Source organism: Pseudoalteromonas sp. XMcav2-N (assembly GCF_024124545.1).
Taxonomy (GTDB): domain Bacteria; phylum Pseudomonadota; class Gammaproteobacteria; order Enterobacterales; family Alteromonadaceae; genus Pseudoalteromonas.
On the sequence record NZ_JAMXSF010000025.1, the window covers coordinates 1 to 20,974 of the forward strand.

Below are 20,974 nucleotides of genomic sequence, written 5' to 3' on the forward strand. Positions count from 1 at the left end.
TAGAGCTGTGTTGTCTATTCATCCATGAAGCTTGGTCCCATCGCGCATCCCTGCGCTCACCTCTTCGAACTGCGAAGCGTTGCTTCGGTTTCTCATCGCCCTTCGCGCATCTCGATAATTGCTCCTGCATTATTCTACTTCCCCATATCCATGTGGGTCCTTGCGCTCACTTCCTCGAACTGCGAAGCGTTGCTTCAGTCGCAATTCACCCCGCACTTGATGCGGGATCTTCCAACAGACCACGCCGTACGTATGACGAATACACCGAAACAAACTTACTCAGCACTGAAAAACAGGTTTAAATGGATCCCGCATCGTGTGCGGGATGACGACGGAGTTGTTGTTGGAAGTGTGGTAGAGCTGGGAAAACCTGGAGCCGCTGCAGGAAAGCCACACTTTACGTGTAGTAAATACGCCGGCTCAAACATACTCCTTGCTTTCATGATGTATAGAGCGATTTCTGACGAAGTGTCATGTATTTCTCCATTCAAACAGATCTACACTACCGTCATCCCGCACGTGATGCGGGATCTACCAACAGACCTCACCGTACGTATGACAAATACACCGGAACAAACGTAATCAGCACCGAGAGAAAGGTTTAAACAGCTCCCGCATCACGTGCGGGGTGACGGAGGAGTTGTTGTTGCAAACTTTGCTCGTTCAGGCTGACAGATGAATCATCGACGGCGCACAATGAACGAAGAACAGGATTGTATCTAATAGCAAACAGATTTAAATTTATGGCTAAACTTCGTTTTCAGGTTAGAGACGATTAACCGTTGCGAAAAAATGATAACTGTATATACTCACAGTAAATGCACTGTATGGAAAACCAGTTATATGCGACCACTTACAAAACGACAAGAGCAAGTTTTTGAACTTATAAAAGTTTTCATTAAGGATACTGGCATGCCGCCGACTCGAGCAGAGATCGCGGATTCGCTTGGGTTTCGCAGTGCAAATGCTGCAGAAGAGCACTTGAAAGCATTGGCCAAAAAAGGCGTAATCGAAATGGTACCTGGTGCAAGTCGAGGCATTCGTTTAGTTGAGGACGAGCCTGAGCAACTGGGTTTGCCTTTAATAGGTCGAGTTGCCGCAGGCGAGCCCATACTTGCACAAGAACATATTGAAAGCCATTGTTCAGTCGACCCTGCTATGTTTCATCCTGCCGCAGACTACTTATTAAGAGTCAATGGTATGAGTATGAAGAACATTGGAATTATGGATGGAGATTTATTGGCAGTGCACCGTACTCAGGTTGTGAATAACGGACAGGTTGTCGTTGCTCGGGTTGAGGAAGATGTAACTGTTAAGCGTTTTGAGAAGCTAGGTAAGAAAGTATACTTACATGCTGAAAATGAAGATTTCTCTCCTATTGAAGTGGATCTGGAGCAACAGAACTTCTCTGTCGAAGGCCTGGCCGTCGGCGTGATTCGCAGTGATATTTAAATATTTCCTATCGCCCGGCGCAACGCAAGTCGGGCGAATTTTACGTCTTGTAAACACTTATACTCAGCCATCCTAAGTGCTGCTGCGTATGAGTGAATCCTAACAAACAGCTATTTTTCAAATATTTCCCTACCATAGAAATCAAAATCAGCGTCAGATAAAAACTTGCTAAACGGTTAAATTTTGACTAGTTGTTAAATGGTCGTGTAGTACTCATGGGATAACCCAAGTGAAATGACAGTCATCCGATAATAAGAACCGTTGCTTCTCACACTTGAAGCAATTGAGGGAGACGTCTAATGAAAATAGCCAAACTCATCACAATTGCGATGTGTTTACTTGTCAGTACCTTCACGTTCGCAAGTGACTACAACATGCGTACCGGTGTTACTGACATTAGCAATCAGGTATATCAATTACATATGACCATATTCTGGATCTGCTGTGTGATTGGGCTGATTGTTTTCTCCGTCATGTTTTGGGCTCTGATCCATCATCGACGCTCTAAAGGTGCTGAACCTGCACAATTTCACGAAAGCACTAAAGTCGAGATCCTCTGGACAGCTATTCCGTTTTTAATCTTGGTTGCAATGGCGGTGCCTGCAACAAAAACATTAATTGCGATGGAAGATACCGATAAGGCCGATCTAACCATTAAAGTAACCGGCTCACAATGGAAGTGGCACTATGAGTACCTAGGCCATGATGTGGACTTCTATTCTCTTATGTCTACGCCGAGAGCGCAGATTGATAATATGCAGAGCAAAACAGAAAATTATTTGCTTGAGGTTGATAAACCTCTGGTCATTCCGACAGGCAAGAAAGTACGTTTTTTATTGACCTCTGATGATGTAATTCACTCTTGGTGGGTACCTGATTTTGCAGTTAAAAAGGACGCTAACCCGGGGTTTATTAACGAGGCCTGGACTAATGTGAATGAGCCCGGTACCTATCGTGGTCAGTGTGCTGAGTTGTGCGGTAAAGATCATGGGTTCATGCCTGTCGTTGTAGAAGCCAAGCCTGAAGCAGAGTTTCAGGAATGGCTTGCCAATGAAAAAGCACAAAGAGCACTTGCTGCTGAGCAAGAGGCTGCCTTACTTGACCAAACGCTTAGTAAAGAAGAGCTTATGGCTACAGGGGAACGTGTTTACATGGCCTATTGTGCGGCGTGTCATCAACCTACAGGGCTTGGTCTGCAAGGTGTGTTTCCTGCATTAAAGGGGAGCGCTATGGTAACCGGGGATTTACAGGCACATATTGAAATTATTATGGAAGGGCGTCCTGGCACCGCAATGCAAGCGTTTGCGAAGCAACTATCGTTAAAAGAAGTCGCGGGAGTTATCACTTATAAAAGAAATAGCTGGGGGAATGACACCGGGGAAGTCATCCAACCTAGTCAAATACAAGCCTACCTTGACGGTAAACAGGAGGAAGCCAAATGACTTCTAGTACACAGCAGGCTGCTCTTGATCAAGAGCATGACCACCATGGTCCGGCAACCGGAATTAAGCGTTGGCTTTTTACGACTAACCACAAAGACATAGGCTCCTTGTATTTACTGTTTTCCTTGTTGATGTTCCTGATCGGCGGCGGTATGGCTATGGTCATTCGGGCTGAATTGTTCCAGCCAGGCTTGCAGCTTGTTGATCCACACTTTTTTAATCAAATGACTACAGTGCATGGTTTGATCATGGTATTTGGTGCTGTCATGCCTGCCTTTACGGGCCTTGCAAACTGGATGGTGCCCATGATGATCGGCGCTCCCGATATGGCGCTACCACGCATGAATAACTGGAGCTTTTGGATCTTGCCATTTGCGTTTCTTATTTTACTTGCTTCGTTATTTATGGAAGGCGGTGGCCCTGCGTTCGGATGGACATTCTATGCGCCACTCTCCACGACTTATAGTAACGATAACACCGCATTATTTGTCTTTGCTGTTCATATTATGGGTGTTAGTTCCATCATGGGGGCAATCAACGTTATTGTGACTATAGTCAACATGCGTGCTCCGGGTATGACGTGGATGAAGCTACCACTGTTTGTATGGACTTGGCTGATTACTGCTTTCCTATTGATTGCGGTAATGCCTGTACTTGCTGGCGCGGTGACTATGGTGCTGACAGATAAGTATTTTGGCACAAGCTTTTTTGATGCTGCCGGTGGTGGTGATCCGGTCATGTTTCAACATATTTTCTGGTTCTTCGGCCACCCTGAGGTATATATCATGATTTTGCCTGCTTTTGGGGTGATTTCTACAATAGTACCGACATTCTCTAGAAAGAAACTGTTTGGTTATGCATCTATGGTCTATGCGACATCTTCCATTGCGCTTTTGTCGTTTATCGTGTGGGCACATCATATGTTTACCACAGGTATGCCGCTGGCGGGTGAGCTCTTCTTTATGTACGCGACCATGCTTATTTCTGTGCCTACGGGTGTAAAGGTCTTCAATTGGGTGGCCACAATGTGGCGTGGCTCAATTAGTTTTGAAGTTCCCATGTTATTTGCTATCGCATTTATCGTGTTGTTTACGCTTGGCGGTTTCTCCGGGCTGATGCTGGCGATTACCCCTGCTGATTTTCAGTATCACGATACCTATTTTGTGGTCGCTCATTTCCACTATGTACTGGTGACCGGCGCAGTCTTCTCTATCATGGCTGCCGCTTATTATTGGTTACCCAAGTGGACAGGTTACATGTATAGCGAGACATTGGCCAAATGGCATTTTTGGTTGTCTCTTATCAGTGTAAATATCCTCTTTTTCCCTATGCATTTTGTCGGATTGGCGGGGATGCCAAGGCGGATCCCCGACTATGCTCTGCAGTTTGCAGATTTTAATGCTTTGATCAGTATCGGGGGGTTTGCATTTGGTTTGTCACAATTACTGTTCGTGGCTGTGGTTTTTAAATGTATCGCAGGTGGTCAGCGTGCGCCTGCTAAAGTATGGGATGGCGCAGAAGGGCTAGAGTGGGAGGTTGCCTCGCCTGCGCCTTACCACACTTTCAGCACCCCCCCTGAGGTGAAGTGATGCATACCCCGTTGCTTAGAAAACTTGTGCTGTTGGTTTTGGGTATGTTTGCATTTGCATTTGCACTGGTACCGCTTTACGACGTGTTTTGCGATATAACCGGTTTGAATGGGAAAGTAGAGCTGACAGCAGCTGAAGCAAGCGAAGAGCAAGATTTGGCAAGAAGAGTTGATGTCAGTTTCACGACCCACACTCAAGGGCAGGCACCTTTCAAAGTGAAAGCGGCGACTTATCAGGTAACGGTAACACCTGGCACGTTAACCGAGGTGAACTTCACAGCCGAAAATCTAAGTAGTGATGCTCGGGTTATGCAGGCAATTCCCTCGGTTTCGCCCGGTATGGCAGCTAAGTATCTGCATAAACTCGCTTGTTTTTGCTTTGACCAGCAGAGTATGCAAGCTCGCCAGAAAATGTCATTTACGTTGCGCTTTTATGTAGATACTGAACTGCCCAATGACATTGCAGAGCTGACACTCGCATATACGCTCTATGACATCACAGACAGAAAAGCGGCCGCTCATGGAGAGCCAGCAATGAATCTCATAGATGGCACGGTAAGTGAAGACTATGCTCAGAGCATACAGGCCGCAGTGTATCAACAAATACGAGGAATAAGTCATGGCTAGTGGTTACGAAAAATACTATGTACCAGAGCAAAGCCCGTGGCCCATAGTGGGGGCAATTGCGCTGTTTGGTGTAGCCGTAGGAGGTGGGTTAACAGTAATGAAAAGTCCCGGTGGTCAGTTCATCTTGTATGCGGGAATCGGCCTGCTGTTGTTTATGCTGGCCGGGTGGTTTCGACACGTTATTCATGAGTCACAAGGAGGCTTATATTCGGCGCAAATGGACCGCTCTTTCCGTCAGGGTATGGCCTGGTTTATTTTTTCGGAAGTGATGTTTTTTGCTGCATTTTTTGGTGCTTTATTTTATGCCCGAATGTTTGCAGTTCCCTGGCTTGGTGGGGCAAGTAACAATGCTATGACGCACGAAATACTGTGGCCCAGCTTCGAGGCGATGTGGCCGCTACTGAGTACACCTGGTGGAGATACGACACAGGCAATGGGTTGGCAGGGGTTACCACTTATAAACACCATTATCCTCCTGATCTCTTCTGTTACCTTGCATTTTGCGCACAGTGCAATGGAGCAGGACCAAAGAAACAAAGTGAAAGTATTTTTGGGGCTAACCATTCTTTTGGGCTTTGGGTTTCTTGTACTTCAGGTAGAGGAGTACATACATGCTTATCAGGATCTGGGATTAACACTAGATGCAGGGATTTACGGCAACACCTTCTTTATGCTCACAGGCTTTCACGGCATGCATGTCACGCTCGGTGCCATTATTTTAGCTGTGGTGTGGTTAAGGGTGATGAAAGGCCATTTTAGTGCACATAATCACTTTGCGTTCCAGGCGGGTGCGTGGTACTGGCATTTTGTGGACGTGGTTTGGCTGTGCTTGTTTGTGTTTGTGTATGTGTTATAGCGTTCGGGGCTGGATTGAAGTTGAGCCAGCCCAATCCTTTCGCAATGAGAATAAGCAGTAACACGCTTGCCGAAAAAAACACCCTTTTACCGAGGATACGAGACATAGATTCACCAGATTGATCCCCTTTGAGCATAATGAACAAAGCTCGAAACAGGTTATAGATGATGCTGAATAGCAAAACAATAATAATTAACTTGAGTAGCATGGCATATGACGCAGATAAGTATAAGTAGATCAAAGGTTAGCGCATATTGCACAATTTTGGCAGTGGGTGTTGTGGTATGTACATGTCTCGCTCTCTCTGTGTGGCAATGGCAAAGAGCAGCCCAAAAATCATACCTGATTGAGAAGCGACATAGCGACCAGGCACCACGTGAGTTTAATGCGATTGCTGACCTGCAAAACAAGGCGGCGCTCGAGGGAAAACAGTTTCGGATACGTGGATACTTTGACGAATCACGTTACTGGCTGCTAGACAACCAGATTGTCAACGGATCACCCGGCTATGACGTGGTGGCTTTGTTTCGCCCTGAATATCGCGACGATTGGCTCGTCGTTAATCTGGGATTTGTACCTGCGACACAAAGTCGTACGGTATTACCAGAAGTTGAGCTACCTGCTTTACAACAAACAATCGAGGTTGAGTTCAAAATCGGTAAGTGGGCGGGATTTACTCTGGCAACTCAGCCCGATTTAAATGCAGCGCAGCCACAACTGCTCCAATATCTAGATCATACATTTTTTGTTTCTCAGACGCAGCGCTCTATTTCGCCCATGCTCGCGTATGTTTCTCGCCCCGTTACTACGGCAATTCAACCTCATTATGAGGCGGTGGTGATGGGGCCGGAGAAACACCGGGCCTATGCATTGCAGTGGTTGTTACTGGCCGTTGCGGCGATGATCATTCCCTATTTTGCCTTTAAAAGGAAGCATGATGAGTAAGGTTCCAGGATTATTTTTAGCGTGTTGTATCATACCTTTGCTTGCTGCCTGGCTCGTACTCAGGTCAGGATGGCAACCAGACACGACGACCAATCAGGGGCGGTTTTTAGGTCAGGAAATCAGACTGAATGTACCAGAACAAGCGCACAAAGCTTGGTTTATTGCATTGAATCAACCAAGAGATTGTAATCAGGCATGTCTGGGTCAGTCAGAATTAATGGACCAGCTTGTTGTTGCTTTGGGAAAGCATCGTCAGCAAGTTGGTCTCTTGTTGCTGGGCGAAGGTCAGAGCGAAGTGGCCAGCGTAATATCGGAAGCGCCAGTATTGTCACCGGGGGCGTTCTACCTGGTCGACAAGCGTGGTCTGGTCGTCCTGGAATATTTACCACAGCAGGACCAAACCGCAAACAGAGTATTGCTCAAAGGCCTGCTGAAAGATCTAAAAAAACTCTTGTCTTATGAACGAAGTAGTTCTGGAGGTAGTCAATGACGCAGGGATTTAAAAAGCTGGTTATGATGTCAGCGTTGCTCGCAGCACTGGTTGTATCCTTAGGTGCCTACACCCGGCTAAGTAATGCAGGTCTGGGGTGTCCGGACTGGCCAGGCTGTTATGGTTTTTTGACGGTGCCTAATGAAGCACATGAACTGAAATCAGCACAACAAAAGTTTCCCGATAGCGAAGTCCATCAGAAGAAGGCCTGGATTGAAATGGTACACAGGTATTTTGCCGGTGGTTTAGGGTTAGTCGTTGCCGCGATTTTCATTTTAGCACTGCGTCATCCCAGCTATAGTAAAGGGATTAAAGGCTTGTCTACTTTGCTTGTTGTATTAATCGTGTTTCAGGCGCTGCTGGGTATGTGGACAGTAACGATGAACTTGCAGCCATTGATAGTAATGGGCCATTTGCTGGGTGGGTTTACCATACTCAGCCTGCTGACCCTGCTGTGGCTTAAAGCCAGTAAGCCGCCTGCCGTCACTATTGCGCACTTATCAGGCCTGAGAGTGATAGCACTGAGTGTACTCGTAGTTTTGATAATACAAATTGCACTGGGAGGATGGCTGGCAGCAAATTATGCTGCACCGCACTGCCGAGGACTGCCATTGTGCGAAAATGGTGAGCTGTTCTCATTGAGTAGCTTGTTTCAGCTACCACATTCTGCCGCCAGCTATGAGTTTGGTGTCTTACCCTTTGAAACTCGTCTTTCTATCCATCTGGTTCATCGGATTTGGGCCATGGTAACGCTGGTCGCTATTTTGTTTCTTTGCTGGAGACTTTATGTGCGTATTCCAGATTTACGTGTAAAGCCTGTTATTTTGCTCCCGGCTATTTTGGTGCTGTGCCAAGTTCTTTTAGGGGGGGCAATTGTGCATTGGCAGTTCCCCCTGTTGCTAACGTTGTTCCACAACGTGATGGCTGCACTCTTATTACTGTCACTGGTTCGGGTGTGTTATCTACTGTTTTATCAATCCAGGGGGTAAGGTATGACGATGAGCGTACAACAACTCGGCTCTGTTTTTCCTGATTTCTTTTCCGGTATGAAGCCTTATCTGGCGATTACCAAAGCCAAGGTGGTTTTGATGCTGGTGCTGACAGCCTGGGTGGGTCTTGCACTTGCACCTGACTTAGGGCGTAGTTATGGCCAGCAATTAATGAGCTTAATATCAATTGGCCTGATCTCTGCGTCGGCAGCAGCCATCAATCATGTCGTTGACCGCAATAGAGACAGTAAAATGGCAAGGACGCGCCATCGCCCTCTTGCCATGCAGCAACTCTCTGTATCTAAAGCGCTACTCTTTGCTGCCTGCCTGGCAACGACAGGAACCATAGGTCTGTTGTGGTTTAGCAATTGGCTGTGTGCGGTACTGACTTTGCTGGCGTTGCTTGGCTATGCCGTTGTGTATACTGTATTTCTCAAGCATATGACACCGCAAAACATTGTGATTGGTGGGCTTGCAGGCGCGTTACCGCCATTGCTCGGTTGGGTTAGCGAGACAGGTACTTTGGCAGCAGAGCCCTGGTTGTTGGTTATGATTATTTTTGCCTGGACGCCGCCTCATTTTTGGGCACTGGCGATCGCTCGCAAAGCGGATTATGCAAGAGCAGGGATCCCCATGCTACCCGTCACACATGGGATACAGTTTACCAAGCTATGTATGGTCGTCTATACGGTGTTGTTATCCCTGGTATGTGTGTTGCCATATTTGATTGGTATGGTAGGGCTTGTGTATCTGGTTTCGGCTTGCATCCTCAATGGGGTTTTTACATTTTTAGTTGTGCGCCTGTACATTGATCATACTGCGCAACAGGCGATGGGGGTTTTTCGTTTTTCTATCTGGTATTTGCTGTTACTCTTTGTCTCATTATTCGTAGACAGAGCACTGGTATGAAAACCATTTTTCTTCTTTTTGTGGTGCTGGCAATGTTAAGTGGGTGTCAGCCAGCACCGAAAGTATCTGAATTTGCCGTACATTACGAGCACCCACGGACACTAAAGCCGTTCGTTCTGGAAGATCAACATGGCCAACAGGTGACGACTGAACAGCTAACTGGACAATGGAGCTTGCTGTTTCTCGGCTACACACACTGCCCCGATATATGCCCTATGACCTTGGCTAAGCTTACGAATATTGCCGCATCGCTAGAGTCTGTCCAGGCCGTCAATGTTTGGTTCGTTGCTGTTGATCCACAACGTGATACTCAGGAAAAGCGCAAACAGTATATAGACTATTTCAACCCTAGGTTTGTCGCAGCGTCTGCACCGCATAACGTCTTATTTCCATTTGTTCGAGACATTGGTTTGATCTATGCCATTAATAACAGTGATGAACCCGAGTATTATGTTGACCATAGTGCATCCATTGCATTGGTTAATCCAAAGGCACAGTTAGAAGCAATATTTAAACCAGATTTCAAGGCCGGAGAAGTGCCCGTTATCAATGCCGAACAGCTCGTGGACGATTTTAAAGTAATCGTGTCCAAGTACCAGTGAGCTGAGTAAAGTCACTGAATTTAATAATTAATTATTTCTTTTCTGTTATAAATATGGCAATTTCACGGTCACGGTCTAATCTATTCATATCAATAAGATTTGCAAGGAATGTGCAAGGCACATGATTAAACTCCCCTCAGAGCTTGTGATAAACCAGGTTGAAGAGTTGCATCAACAGTTGTTGCTTGAGCTCGAAGCTGGTCATGCCATTTCTTTAGACATTAGTGAAATACAGCATGCGGACACGGCTTCAATTCAACTGTTGTGTGCGCTGCAAAAGTATTTATTGGATATTGAGCAGCAGATCATGTGGGTAGGCGAAAGTGCCGCATTGTCTTTATCTGTTGAGAAACTAGGGTTAACCGAACTTTTATCTATCAGTAGTACGAATTAAGAGGTCATTATGAAAAAGATTTTAGCTGTGGATGATTCTGCTTCGATGCGTCAGATGGTTGGCTTTACATTGAAAAAAGCAGGCTTTGATGTGGTAGAAGCTAAGGATGGCAGTGAAGCACTCAATCTGGCTAAGCAACAAGGGTTTGATGCTGTGATCTCAGATGTGAATATGCCTGTGATGGATGGTATTACATTAATACGAGAGCTGCGTAATCTGCCGGACTATAAATTCACGCCACTTCTGATGCTGACCACGGAGTCTGGATTAGACAAAAAAAGTGAAGGTAAAGCCGCAGGTGCGACAGGATGGATTGTGAAACCATTTAATCCGGAACAATTACTGGCTGTACTGAAAAAAGTAATTCGTTAACCCTTACGAGGTGCTGCCATGAGTATCGACTTAAGTCAGTTTTTCGACGTTTTTTTTGAAGAAAGCTTTGAAGGGCTTGATGCGATGGAGTCCGAGCTACTAAACCTCGAGCCAGGAAAAGAAGATCAGGAAACCATCAACACCATATTTCGGGCTGCACATTCGATAAAGGGAGGCAGCGGTACCTTTGGCTTTACGGCTGTCTCTGATTTCACTCATGTACTTGAGACGCTGCTTGATCAAATTCGCAATGGAGAACGCCAGCTCACTGCAGAGCACGTAAACTTGCTGCTCAAGGCCGTAGACTGCTTGCGTGCTATGTTGACGGCGTTACAAGCACAGCAGGAGCCTGAACAAGAGGAAGCGAATGAGCTAAAGTTGCGTTTTGAAGCCATCCTCAATGGCGACAATGCCACAGGCAGTCAGACTGAAGAAGTCAGCGAAACCGAAGAAAGTTCGAGTCTCCCTATCACCTTTCAGATCGACTTCAGGCCATTGCCCTATTTGTTCAAAACGGGTAATGAACCCTTGTTTATGATTGCAGAATTAGCTGAACTTGGTGAGTTAGAAACGCAAGCATTACATGATGAACTGCCTAAATTTAAACAACTAAACCCCGAAGATTGTTATTTATACTGGCGGTTTTTCCTGACGACAACACGCGGGGAACGCGCCATCCGGGAAATATTCGAATGGGTTGAAGATGACGCCGAAATCACCATTGTACAATGCGGTGGTTTGTTCGAAGAGCTCACCAGCGCTGAGTCTGAAAATGATACGCCACTCACTCCAATTGAGCCAGAACCGCAGGGCGATAGTCCAGCCCTTACAAAGCCTGTTCAGGAAACAAAGAAAGAGCCACCACCAGTTAAAGATGCCCGAAAAAATGCGGATCCCAGCACGACTTCCATTCGAGTGGGTATCGATAAAGTCGATTCACTGATTAATATGGTGGGTGAGCTGGTCATCACACAGGCGATGCTAAGCCAGATCGGCGAGCAGGAAATAACGGAGTCCAGTATTGCCGCATTACAGGAAGGTCTGGCACAGTTGGCGCATAATACGCGTGACCTTCAGGAAAATGTGATGCGCATTCGTATGCTGCCGATAAGCTTTGTTTTTAGCCGTTTTCCAAGGCTGGTGCGAGATATCTCACAAAAATTGAATAAGCAAGTGGAGCTTAAGCTGATCGGGGAGCAAACTGAGCTGGATAAAACAGTGATGGAAAAGCTTTCAGATCCTATGGTCCATTTGGTGCGTAATTCTCTGGATCACGGGCTAGAGACCCCAGAGCAACGTATCGCGCAAGGCAAAGACCCCGTTGGAACCGTCACACTAAACGCATTTCACCAGGGCGGTAATATTGTTATCGAAATACTCGACGATGGTAAAGGCCTGGATACAGAGAAAATTCGTAATAAAGCCATTCAAAACGGGCTGATCCAGGAGATGGATGAGCTCACAGTTGACGAAATTAACGAGCTGATATTCATGCCTGGATTTTCCACAGCGGACAACGTTAGTGAAATCTCCGGGCGCGGTGTCGGAATGGATGTGGTGCGTAAAAACATTCAGGCATTGAATGGCTCTGTTGAGGTGAGTTCAGAGGCTGGTGTTGGTTCAACGTTTACAATTCGTCTGCCTCTCACCTTAGCAATTTTGGACGGTCAGCTCGTACAGGTTGCTGACCATACTTATATTATCCCCCTGATCTCTATAGTTGAGTCGCTACAAATTGATATTGCCAAAGTGAGTAACGTTGGCAAAGGGTTGCAGGTACTGCGTTTGCGTGACGAATATATCCCGATACTGCGTTTGTACGATATTTTCAATCACAGAGGGGCGAGAGAGGAGCTCGATAAAACCTTGCTGGTGGTTGTTGAGAACGACAATTATAAGGTTGGGATATTGGTGGATGATTTGCTTGCGCAACAGCAGGTCGTCATAAAAAGTTTAGAGGCCAACTACCAACGTGTTGATGGTATATCAGGCGCAACCATTTTGGGTGATGGAACGGTGTCATTGATCATAGATATTAGTGGACTAATCAAACTGAGCGGCCTAAGACGGCCGGGCTCTTCGGAATTGCTTGTTGATCTGAAGGCGGATGAGGCGGTCACGGCATGACAGAACATACAAAGTTAAATCAACAATTGGTACTGGATACTGAGGGTGATGAAAAACAGTTTCTGACATTCATGATGGATCAAGAAGAATACGGCATTGATATTTTAGCGGTCCAGGAAATTCGGGGCTGGGAGCCTGTCACTGTGATCCCCAATTCACCACCTTACGTGAAGGGGGCTATGAACTTACGTGGCACCATAGTACCTATCATCGATTTGCGGCAGCGTTTTGGGATAACACATATCGACTATGGTCCGTTAACGGTCGTTATAGTGGTGTCGGTAAAACTAAAAGAGCAGACCAAGTTAATGGGGATAGTCGTTGATGCCGTGTCCGATGTTTACAGTATCTCCGAAGAAAAAGCGAAAGATGTACCTGACTTTCAGGATTCTGATAACGCGCAGTTTGTTCACGGGTTAGTCAATGTTGGGGAAAAAATGGTGGTGTTATTAAATCTGAAGAAAGTGCTCGATTTACACGACAAGAGCAGTGTCAAGAGCAACGGGGGCTGAGATGAGTAGTCAGAGTATTCAAAGTAGTTTAAATAATAAAATCTTAATTGCAGGGGCGATCCTGATTGTCAGTATCATACTTGGGCTCCAACTCGGGGGCACAGGTTCTGAGCAAATGAAGATGCTTTCGATAGCCCTGCCTGTATTCGGCGTTGTGATTGCACTGGGTTATCTAAGAATGGGGTTAGCAGCGTTAGGCGCTCAACTTGGCTGTGTGTATCGTGTTTTGCCCCATGTGTCCATGGATGACCAGAGTGCTTTGCATGCAATGGACCTCACTGATTTTCCAGAATTATTTCAAGCTCTAAATGTAGATCATGAAGCGCAACAATACTCTGACCATACACAGGGCCTGTTGCTGGCTTTAAAGGGGTGTCAGGCCAACATTATGGTTGCGGACAAAGACCTGAATATTGTGTATTTGAACGATTCAGTCAAAGCCATGTTAAGTGCGAACGAACGTCAATTACAAGCTGACCTGCCTGGGTTTAACGTTGCAAGCCTGATTGGCACCAACATTGACTCGTTCCATAAAAACCCGAGTCATCAACGCAATATTCTGGCCAATTTGCGAGAAACCTATCAAACCCAGATCAAGGTTGCCGGGCTGACTTTCGACTTGATTGCAACACCAGTATTTGATGACGGGCAGCGAATCGCGACGCTGGTGGAATGGAAAGACCAAACTGAGTGGCTGGCAGCGGAAGAAAAGCATAGAAACTTAGCAGAGAAAAATGCACGTATTTCGCGTGCACTGGATGTGTGTCAGGCCAATGTGATGCTCGCAGATGAGCATCTCAATATTGTTTATGTCAACGAGTCTGTGCTGGCGATGCTCAGAAACAATCAAGAGCAACTTCGCACGGCACTACCTAACTTTGATGCAGATACCCTGATAGGAACCAACATTGATGTATTTCATGCCAACCCACAACATCAACGCGGTTTACTGAATAAACTATCTGAAGTGTACAACACCGATATTGTGGTAGCAGGCTTTAACTTCGGCTTGATTGCTACGCCAGTGTTTGATCAAAAAGGAATTCGTATTGGTACTGTGGTGGAGTGGGAAGATAAAACAGAGCGACTGAGCATAGAGAAAAAAGCGCGTCAGGCTGCCAATGAAAACCTGCGGGTGCGGCGGGCACTCGACAATGTGCAAACCAATACCATGATAGCTGATTCAGATAACACGATAGTTTATATGAATCAGGCTGTACTTGAGATGATGAGAAACGCAGAGCCAGATCTGCGCAAGGATTTACCTAATTTCGACAGTAGTCAGTTAATCGGACAAAATATTGACGTATTCCATCGCAATCCTGCGCATCAGAGACGCCTACTGGAAACCTTGTCTAAACCCTACAAAACAGAGATTAAAGTGGGGGGGCGGACTTTTGGATTGGTTGCCAATCCGATCGTTACAGACACAGGTGAACGTGCGGGTACCGTCGTAGAGTGGGAAGACAGAACCGCTGAAGTCGCCATTGAACAGGAAGTGAATACCGTTGTTGAGTCGGCACGGGCAGGTAATCTGTCCGCCAGATTGGAGGAGGGTGACAAGCGGGGCTTCTATTTACGCTTGACACAGGGCCTGAATGGCTTATTGGAAAGCGTCGATTGTGCGGTAGCCGATACTGGCAATATGCTTGATGCCCTTGCTCGGGGAGATCTGACGCAGCGAATTGAAGCAGAGTATCAGGGCGCGTTTGATAAATTGAAGCAAGACGCGAACAGTACGGCCGACAAGCTAACCAATGTGTTAGAGCGGATCAGTGCCTCTGCTGGGTTAGTAGCCAGTGGCGCAGAGGAAATATCACAAGGTAATGCTGACTTAAGCCAGCGCACAGAAGAACAGGCTTCTTCCCTTGAAGAAACAGCTTCAAGCATGGAGCAGATGACGAGCACAGTTCGTCAGAATGCCGACAATGCTAAAGTGGCAAATGAACTGGCCGAAGAAACCAGTGAAAAGGCAACACGCGGTGGTGAAGTGGTTAATCGAGCGGTTGAAAGCATGTCCGCTATCAATGATGCGAGCAAAAAGATTGCGGATATCATCAGTGTGATAGACGAAATTGCCTTTCAGACAAATCTGCTGGCACTAAACGCGGCGGTTGAGGCGGCGCGTGCCGGTGAGCAGGGACGTGGCTTCGCTGTTGTCGCTGGTGAAGTACGTAACTTGGCTCAACGTTCGGCGGGTGCGGCAAAAGAAATCAAAGATTTGATCCGAGACAGTGTTAGCAAGGTTGAAGATGGTACGCTGTTAGTGAACGAGTCGGGTGAGACGCTCAAAGAGATAGTTGCGTCAGTCAGACGAGTGACGAATATGATTTCCGATATCGCTGATGCGTCGGTAGAGCAGAGCTCAGGGATTGAACAGGTTAACAAAGCGGTTACGCAAATGGATGAAATGACACAGCAAAACGCGGCCCTGGTTGAGCAAGCGTCTGCTGCTGGTGAATCTATGGCTGAGCAGGCCAATGATATGCGTAATATGTTGAACTTTTTCAAAGTGGGTGAAGCGCCTGTTCCCCGTCAAGCAATACCCGAGCAAACTCAAACGACCAATGGCCAGGCGCGCGCGCCGATTGGCTTATCTGCTCCTCAAAATCGTACAACGCGACAACCGCTGGAGCCAGCTGCCAACCGCTTTGCAGACGACTCTGAGGAGTGGGAAGAGTTTTAATCGCCCAGAGTTCGTTACAATTTTTACGGAGCTGCGATGCTTTAACGGGTGCAGCTCCGCCTTGGAAACAGGTCTTTGTCACCCGGGGTAATATACAGAGATAGCATATGGCATAGCATGTCACGGGAGTTGAGACTTCACCGCGTATGAGTGAGCAGAGATATGAAAGAATTTTTGATGACCGACGAGGACTTCAGCAGTATCTCTCGACGCGTTTATGAAACATGTGGCATTGTGCTTGGGCCCCATAAACGCGATATGGTGTACTCACGCCTTGCGCGCAGGGTGAGAGCGAACGGATTAAGTTCTTTTTCTGCCTACCTTGAATTTCTAAATGAAGATACGGATGCTGAGTTTAGCCACTTTATAAATGCCATTACGACTAACCTGACCTCTTTTTTTCGGGAGTCGCACCATTTTGATTTTTTGCATCAACAAGTGATCCCTCAGCTAAAGGAGAGGCATAAAACAGACAGGCGCATCAGGATATGGTCAGCTGGGTGTTCTACCGGAGAGGAGGCATACAGTATTGCTATGACAATCAGTAATGCGTTTCCAGCTGACTGGGATGTCAAGGTACTGGCAACTGATCTGGACTCCAACGTCTTGCACAAAGGGCAAGAAGGTATCTACAACAGTGCTTCTGTGACCGGCCTGACCGATGAGCACCTAAAAAAGTGGTTTATGTGCAGCCCAGATGGAAGCCAGTACAGAGTAAAAGATAAGTTGCGGGCAAGTGTGTACTTTAAACGCCTTAATTTACTTGAGCCCTGGCCTATGAAAGGGCCCTTCGATGTGATTTTTTGTCGCAATGTGCTGATTTATTTTGACAAGGCAACAAAGGACAGATTGTTTGAAAACTTCTACCAATTGCTGGCGGAGCAAGGCTATTTGTTTATTGGCCATTCCGAGACAATGGGCAAGGAGCATCTGGAGTTTAAAAACCTGGGGAAAACTATGTATCAAAAGGCAGCACAGATATGAATCAGTTTCAGCCAGTATTGCACGGCTTTGAGCATGTAAAACGATTCTGGGATTCTGGCAGGGGGGCTGTGGTGGCAAAAGTGCTACCAGGGGAGTTTTATGTGTCTAAAAGTGACGAACTGATTTCGACTGTCCTGGGCTCTTGTATTGCTGCATGCATTTATGATGAAAAACAAGGTGTTGGTGGGATGAACCACTTTATGTTACCTGGTGTAAAGGGCACCTCCTCAATTCATGCCGATGACCTCAACTGTCGCTATGGTAACTGGGCGATGGAATATCTGATTAACGAAGTGATTAAAAATGGTGCGAGGCGAGAAAACCTGAAAATAAAACTGTTTGGGGGAGGCAAGATCATCAGCTCGATGACTGATATAGGCATTGGCAATATCCGGTTTGCGGAAGCCTATGTTGAGGAAGAGCAGCTCACTCTGATTTCCCACGATGTTGGCGGCCCATGGCCGCGTAAGGTGGTATTCCACCCCCAAACCGGTAAAGCTCAGGTTAAAAAGCTACGTCAGATGCATAACGACACCATTGAAAAACGCGAGGTCAAGTATCTGCATGATATTGAAGAGCAAGGCAAACAAACTGATATTGAGCTGTTTTAGAGGGAAGGCATGATTAAGGTATTGATAGTTGACGACTCCCCATCACTCAGAGCGATATTAACGGCGGTTCTGGAGGCTGCCGATGATATTAAGGTGGTTGGTGCTGCAGAGGACCCTTATCAGGCACGAGACATGATTAAGCAGCTGAATCCTGATGTATTAACGCTCGATATAGAAATGCCGAAAATGAACGGGTTGAGCTTTCTTAAAAATCTTATGCGATTGCGCCCCATGCCTGTGATTATGCTATCGACCTTAACGCAACAGGGCTCTCCCGCGACACTTGAGGCGCTCGAACTGGGTGCAATCGATTTTATTGCTAAGCCAACCTCCAATGTCGCTGAGAAACTCAATGCCTATGCAGAAAAGCTACATCAGAAAATAAGAATTGCTCGCCAGGCCAATCTCTACGCGTTTCGTGCAGAAAAAGATGCCAGTCAAATGCCGGTGTCTCAGCATGCGCAGTTTAAAAGCAGCGCCGTTTTGGCATTGGGGGCATCTACCGGTGGTACCGAAGCGCTGCGTGAGGTTTTGGTACGTTTACCCAAACATTGCCCTCCCATTGTGATAGCACAGCATATTCCACCTGTGTTTAGTACTTCGTTTGCATTGCGCATGGACCGTTGTTGTGATGTGCATGTGAAAGAAGCTGAGGACGGTGATGTCCTTATGCCTGGTCATGTGTTTATTGCGCCAGGAGATATGCACCTGAAAATCGTTCAAAAAAGTGGACGCTTACAATGCCAACTTTGTCAGAGTGAGAAAGTTAATCGGCATCGGCCATCTGTTGATGTGTTGTTTGATTCTTTGTTGCCGTGGGCCAAGCAAGTGAGTGCAGGTCTGTTAACCGGTATGGGCAGTGACGGTGCAGCAGCTTTATTGCGCCTGAGAGAGGCCGGGGCAAAAACGCTGGCACAGGATGAAGCCACATCGGTTGTATGGGGCATGCCCCGAGCCGCCGTTGAAATTCAGGCGGCTGAGAAAGTGGTTCCCTTGTCTAAAGTGACAATGGAGTTGCTTAATGCTGTGAAGCATCAGTAATAACCCACGGCTGCGAGTACCAATAGAACTGTCCGCTAAAGCGTTTAGACGGTGCTGTACAATTGTATCGCGAACGGCCATTCGGTAAAGGCTTGGAGGTTGTAATGGTCACTGTCTTTTCTCCCTGCCAAGTTAACTCTGCTTTGCCTAAACCTGAAACAAAACAAGCAAACTGGTTTTGGTAGAAATCCATCTCTTTAAAAGTCAGTGTGATTGATGGGGTCCGATTAACTGTGACCGAGTCCTGATAGTCAGCTTTTGCAAGTGGAAATGCCAGCGAGTACAGTTTGGTTTTCAAAGTGTTTAGATTGGCATAAATGCCGGATGCAGGAAATCGTGGCAGCCGGGTAAAGTCTGAGTCTGGCCCTGCGGCACCAGAATGTTGCCCAATCCCGACCAGGCCAAGTTCCGCGACCAGCTCCTGTAAAGGACGATCGAATTCGCCGTAGGGATAAGCGATATAAGGAAGGTCATGACCTATTTCTTCTTTGATCCTGGCCTGTGACCAGACCAAATCCTGACGGATCCGGCTACGCCATTGTGCCTGACTTTCTCCTGCCTTTTTGAGGTGTAAATAGTCATGTTGTGCACTGTGGTTGGCGATTAATGCGCCGCGTTTTGACAGTTTTCGTAGCTGCTCCCAGCTCATAACGTAGCCTTTCTTTTCATCGATAAGCTTAGGATTAACAAAAATTGTATAAGGGTAGCCAAACTGTTCAAGTACAGGTGCTGCGGCTTCCATATTGTTCAGGTAGCCATCATCAAAGGTGATGGCGACTGTTTTAGGCGGCAGGGTTTTCCCTGCTTGTAGCTGCTGAATAAGTTCATCTAACGCAATAACTGAGAACTGCTCCGACTTAAGAAAATTCAGGTGCTGGCGAAAAGTTGCTTCACTGACGCTGGTCACTGCCGGCAGTTTTTCACTGACATGATGATATTGTAGAATGACCGCGGCCAGGCCTGTTCGGGTATTGAATAAAACGAGTATAAGAACTAATACATGAAACCACTTAATCGAGCGCATACTTCCCACCATTTTCAGTTGCTTGCTATTGCTGCTCCGATGATTTTATCAAATATCTCGGTGCCCCTGTTAGGGTTAGTTGATACTGCTGTCATCGGTCATTTGAGTGACGCATATTATCTTGCCGGGATAGCACTGGGTTCTGGCAGTATCGCTTTGCTGTTTTGGCTGGCCAGTTTTCTGCGTATGAGTACTACGGGGGAGATTGCCCAGGCACATGGTCAGCAAGACTCAGGTCGGGCGTTGCAGTCACTTTCGGCCAGTATGAGCTTTGCTTTGGTATTTGCTTTGTTGCTGATAGTGTGTACGCCCTGGTTGCTTGAGCTCATAGCGGTGTTGTCCGGAGCAACGTCTCAGGTGCTTGAGCAAGCTGAGGTTTACTTCTCCATTCGAATTTATAGTGCGCCGGCGGCTATGCTAAATCTGGTTTTGCTTGGGTTTATGTTGGGGATGCAATACGGACGTGGCCCTTTCTATGTGGTGTTGTTTACTAATATCGTCAATATAGTGCTGGATGTACTGTTTGTGGTGGTGTTGGATTTTGCCGTTGCAGGTGCCGCCTGGGCATCAGTGATTGCAGATTATTCGGCGCTGGTACTGTCTTGCTGTTTGCTTCGCAAGGTACTGAACGATGCTGGTTGGCTGTGGCAGGTCAAAGTTCCTAACCGAGAAGAAGTACAGCGCCTGCTGCACCTGAATCGTGATATTTTCATTCGCTCACTCATGCTGCAGCTGTGTTTTAGCTTTATGACCTTTTATGGTGCGAGGCTGGGTGAAGACATCCTGGCTGCCAATGCGGTGTTGCTGAACTTTCTGATGTTGGTGAGCTTCGCAATGGATGGCATAGCCTATGCTGTCGAAGCGAAAGTCGGGCAGGCAAAGGGTGCCCGGGATCTGACTATGTTAAGGCGTTGGATTCGCATCAGTTGCATCTGGGCAGCTTGCTTTGCGTTGTTATATACTGCGGTATTTACCCTTTTTGGTCCGTTTGTGATTGGTTTATTGACGGATATTCCTGCTGTTATCGATACTGCGCAAATATATTTGCCCTGGTTGATAGTGCTTCCTTTAATTGCAACAAGCTGTTTTTTGTTTGACGGTGTTTTTGTTGGCCTGACCCGCGCAAAAGAAATGCGCAACAGTATGTTATTGTCTGCTGTGATCGGATTCTTTGTGCCGTTCTGGCTTGTCCAGCATTGGGGGAATCATGGCTTATGGTTTGCCATGAGCTGTTTTATGGGATTGAGGGGGATAACCCTGATACTGAAGTACCGTCAGTTGAGTGCCAGACAGCAGTTGCTGGAGTAGGGAAGCGAGTGAGAC

At 46.8% G+C, this 20,974-nt stretch carries 21 protein-coding genes; 19 read left to right on the forward strand and 2 right to left on the reverse strand.

Annotated elements, in window-relative coordinates:
- The first annotated feature begins 843 nt into the window (after window positions 1-843).
- The 5 genes from lexA to NH568_RS22350 all read left to right on the forward strand — a co-directional run bounded on the left by lexA (window position 844) and on the right by NH568_RS22350 (window position 5,965).
- Entirely contained in the window at window positions 844-1,452 is a 609-nt protein-coding gene (gene lexA, locus NH568_RS22330; RefSeq protein WP_054017508.1) for a transcriptional repressor LexA, read from the forward strand.
- A gap of 329 nt (window positions 1,453-1,781) precedes the next feature.
- The gene (gene coxB, locus NH568_RS22335; protein WP_253110609.1) at window positions 1,782-2,894 is read left to right on the forward strand and encodes a cytochrome c oxidase subunit II; all 1,113 of its coding nucleotides are present in this window, start codon (window positions 1,782-1,784) and stop codon (window positions 2,892-2,894) included.
- Complete coding sequence (ctaD, locus tag NH568_RS22340; RefSeq protein WP_253110458.1) at window positions 2,891-4,483, forward strand: cytochrome c oxidase subunit I; 1,593 nt, start codon at window positions 2,891-2,893, stop codon at window positions 4,481-4,483. Before coxB ends, ctaD begins: the two co-directional genes overlap by 4 nt.
- Window positions 4,480-5,109, forward strand: a complete 630-nt coding sequence (locus NH568_RS22345; RefSeq protein WP_253110461.1) for a cytochrome c oxidase assembly protein — start codon at window positions 4,480-4,482, stop codon at window positions 5,107-5,109. Before ctaD ends, NH568_RS22345 begins: the two co-directional genes overlap by 4 nt.
- On the forward strand, window positions 5,102-5,965 hold the full coding sequence (locus NH568_RS22350) for a cytochrome c oxidase subunit 3 (RefSeq protein WP_253110463.1): 864 nt from the start codon (window positions 5,102-5,104) through the stop codon (window positions 5,963-5,965). Before NH568_RS22345 ends, NH568_RS22350 begins: the two co-directional genes overlap by 8 nt.
- Here NH568_RS22350 and NH568_RS22355 read toward each other — a convergent pair.
- Window positions 5,865-6,173, reverse strand: a complete 309-nt coding sequence (locus tag NH568_RS22355) for a DUF2909 domain-containing protein (protein ID WP_349288033.1) — start codon at window positions 6,171-6,173, stop codon at window positions 5,865-5,867. The two genes, NH568_RS22350 and NH568_RS22355, sit on opposite strands and share 101 nt — an antisense overlap.
- 5 nt (window positions 6,174-6,178) lie before the next feature.
- Between NH568_RS22355 and NH568_RS22360 the strand changes: the two genes are divergently transcribed.
- From NH568_RS22360 to NH568_RS22420, 13 genes are all read left to right on the forward strand, one after another.
- Window positions 6,179-6,910 (forward strand): SURF1 family protein, encoded by a 732-nt coding sequence (locus NH568_RS22360; RefSeq protein WP_290444423.1) that lies wholly within the window; start codon window positions 6,179-6,181, stop codon window positions 6,908-6,910.
- Window positions 6,903-7,400: a transmembrane cytochrome oxidase associated protein gene (locus NH568_RS22365; protein WP_253110467.1), complete on the forward strand. Its 498-nt coding sequence runs from the start codon at window positions 6,903-6,905 to the stop codon at window positions 7,398-7,400. Before NH568_RS22360 ends, NH568_RS22365 begins: the two co-directional genes overlap by 8 nt.
- The gene (locus NH568_RS22370; RefSeq protein ID WP_253110469.1) at window positions 7,397-8,389 is read left to right on the forward strand and encodes a COX15/CtaA family protein; all 993 of its coding nucleotides are present in this window, start codon (window positions 7,397-7,399) and stop codon (window positions 8,387-8,389) included. The genes NH568_RS22365 and NH568_RS22370 overlap by 4 nt, the downstream gene beginning before the upstream one ends.
- A gap of 3 nt (window positions 8,390-8,392) precedes the next feature.
- Entirely contained in the window at window positions 8,393-9,298 is a 906-nt protein-coding gene (cyoE, locus tag NH568_RS22375) for a heme o synthase (RefSeq protein ID WP_253110472.1), read from the forward strand.
- Window positions 9,295-9,900, forward strand: coding sequence for an SCO family protein (locus tag NH568_RS22380; RefSeq protein ID WP_253110474.1), 606 nt, complete (start codon window positions 9,295-9,297; stop codon window positions 9,898-9,900). Before cyoE ends, NH568_RS22380 begins: the two co-directional genes overlap by 4 nt.
- Window positions 9,901-10,021: 121 nt before the next feature.
- A complete protein-coding gene (locus NH568_RS22385) occupies window positions 10,022-10,294 on the forward strand; it encodes an STAS domain-containing protein (protein ID WP_054017518.1) in 273 nt (90 codons plus the stop codon).
- A 9-nt stretch (window positions 10,295-10,303) separates the two neighbouring features.
- Window positions 10,304-10,666, forward strand: a complete 363-nt coding sequence (locus NH568_RS22390; protein ID WP_046007072.1) for a response regulator — start codon at window positions 10,304-10,306, stop codon at window positions 10,664-10,666.
- 18 nt (window positions 10,667-10,684) lie between these two features.
- The gene (locus NH568_RS22395; protein ID WP_253110477.1) at window positions 10,685-12,793 is read left to right on the forward strand and encodes a chemotaxis protein CheA; all 2,109 of its coding nucleotides are present in this window, start codon (window positions 10,685-10,687) and stop codon (window positions 12,791-12,793) included.
- Complete coding sequence (locus NH568_RS22400) at window positions 12,790-13,305, forward strand: chemotaxis protein CheW (protein ID WP_253110480.1); 516 nt, start codon at window positions 12,790-12,792, stop codon at window positions 13,303-13,305. The genes NH568_RS22395 and NH568_RS22400 overlap by 4 nt, the downstream gene beginning before the upstream one ends.
- 1 nt (window position 13,306) lies before the next feature.
- Window positions 13,307-15,991 (forward strand): methyl-accepting chemotaxis protein, encoded by a 2,685-nt coding sequence (locus NH568_RS22405; RefSeq protein ID WP_253110482.1) that lies wholly within the window; start codon window positions 13,307-13,309, stop codon window positions 15,989-15,991.
- Window positions 15,992-16,153: 162 nt separating this feature from the next.
- Window positions 16,154-16,975, forward strand: coding sequence for a protein-glutamate O-methyltransferase CheR (locus NH568_RS22410; RefSeq protein WP_138543029.1), 822 nt, complete (start codon window positions 16,154-16,156; stop codon window positions 16,973-16,975).
- Window positions 16,972-17,586 (forward strand): chemoreceptor glutamine deamidase CheD, encoded by a 615-nt coding sequence (gene cheD / locus NH568_RS22415; protein ID WP_253110485.1) that lies wholly within the window; start codon window positions 16,972-16,974, stop codon window positions 17,584-17,586. Before NH568_RS22410 ends, cheD begins: the two co-directional genes overlap by 4 nt.
- 9 nt (window positions 17,587-17,595) lie before the next feature.
- Window positions 17,596-18,627 (forward strand): chemotaxis response regulator protein-glutamate methylesterase, encoded by a 1,032-nt coding sequence (locus tag NH568_RS22420; protein WP_253110488.1) that lies wholly within the window; start codon window positions 17,596-17,598, stop codon window positions 18,625-18,627.
- On the opposite strand, the gene NH568_RS22425 is transcribed toward NH568_RS22420, so the two are convergent.
- Window positions 18,605-19,651, reverse strand: a complete 1,047-nt coding sequence (locus NH568_RS22425) for a polysaccharide deacetylase family protein (RefSeq protein ID WP_253110491.1) — start codon at window positions 19,649-19,651, stop codon at window positions 18,605-18,607. The two genes, NH568_RS22420 and NH568_RS22425, sit on opposite strands and share 23 nt — an antisense overlap.
- On the opposite strand from NH568_RS22425, the gene dinF reads away from it, so the two are divergent.
- Window positions 19,628-20,959 carry an MATE family efflux transporter DinF gene (gene dinF, locus NH568_RS22430; RefSeq protein ID WP_290444424.1) on the forward strand — a complete coding sequence of 444 codons (1,332 nt, stop codon included), beginning with the start codon at window positions 19,628-19,630 and terminating at the stop codon, window positions 20,957-20,959. The two genes, NH568_RS22425 and dinF, sit on opposite strands and share 24 nt — an antisense overlap.
- Window positions 20,960-20,974 lie beyond the last annotated feature (15 nt).

Coding starts and splice junctions, on each gene's coding strand:
- lexA (WP_054017508.1), top strand. CDS start 844: ATGCGACCACTTACAAAACGACAAGAGCAAGTTTTTGAACTTATAAAA.
- coxB (WP_253110609.1), top strand. CDS start 1,782: ATGTGTTTACTTGTCAGTACCTTCACGTTCGCAAGTGACTACAACATG.
- ctaD (WP_253110458.1), top strand. CDS start 2,891: ATGACTTCTAGTACACAGCAGGCTGCTCTTGATCAAGAGCATGACCAC.
- NH568_RS22350 (WP_253110463.1), top strand. CDS start 5,102: ATGGCTAGTGGTTACGAAAAATACTATGTACCAGAGCAAAGCCCGTGG.
- NH568_RS22355 (WP_349288033.1), bottom strand. CDS start 6,173: ATGCTACTCAAGTTAATTATTATTGTTTTGCTATTCAGCATCATCTAT.
- NH568_RS22360 (WP_290444423.1), top strand. CDS start 6,179: ATGACGCAGATAAGTATAAGTAGATCAAAGGTTAGCGCATATTGCACA.
- NH568_RS22365 (WP_253110467.1), top strand. CDS start 6,903: ATGAGTAAGGTTCCAGGATTATTTTTAGCGTGTTGTATCATACCTTTG.
- NH568_RS22370 (WP_253110469.1), top strand. CDS start 7,397: ATGACGCAGGGATTTAAAAAGCTGGTTATGATGTCAGCGTTGCTCGCA.
- cyoE (WP_253110472.1), top strand. CDS start 8,393: ATGACGATGAGCGTACAACAACTCGGCTCTGTTTTTCCTGATTTCTTT.
- NH568_RS22380 (WP_253110474.1), top strand. CDS start 9,295: ATGAAAACCATTTTTCTTCTTTTTGTGGTGCTGGCAATGTTAAGTGGG.
- NH568_RS22385 (WP_054017518.1), top strand. CDS start 10,022: ATGATTAAACTCCCCTCAGAGCTTGTGATAAACCAGGTTGAAGAGTTG.
- NH568_RS22390 (WP_046007072.1), top strand. CDS start 10,304: ATGAAAAAGATTTTAGCTGTGGATGATTCTGCTTCGATGCGTCAGATG.
- NH568_RS22395 (WP_253110477.1), top strand. CDS start 10,685: ATGAGTATCGACTTAAGTCAGTTTTTCGACGTTTTTTTTGAAGAAAGC.
- NH568_RS22400 (WP_253110480.1), top strand. CDS start 12,790: ATGACAGAACATACAAAGTTAAATCAACAATTGGTACTGGATACTGAG.
- NH568_RS22405 (WP_253110482.1), top strand. CDS start 13,307: ATGAGTAGTCAGAGTATTCAAAGTAGTTTAAATAATAAAATCTTAATT.
- NH568_RS22410 (WP_138543029.1), top strand. CDS start 16,154: ATGAAAGAATTTTTGATGACCGACGAGGACTTCAGCAGTATCTCTCGA.
- cheD (WP_253110485.1), top strand. CDS start 16,972: ATGAATCAGTTTCAGCCAGTATTGCACGGCTTTGAGCATGTAAAACGA.
- NH568_RS22420 (WP_253110488.1), top strand. CDS start 17,596: ATGATTAAGGTATTGATAGTTGACGACTCCCCATCACTCAGAGCGATA.
- dinF (WP_290444424.1), top strand. CDS start 19,628: ATGAAACCACTTAATCGAGCGCATACTTCCCACCATTTTCAGTTGCTT.
- NH568_RS22425 (WP_253110491.1), bottom strand. CDS start 19,651: ATGCGCTCGATTAAGTGGTTTCATGTATTAGTTCTTATACTCGTTTTA.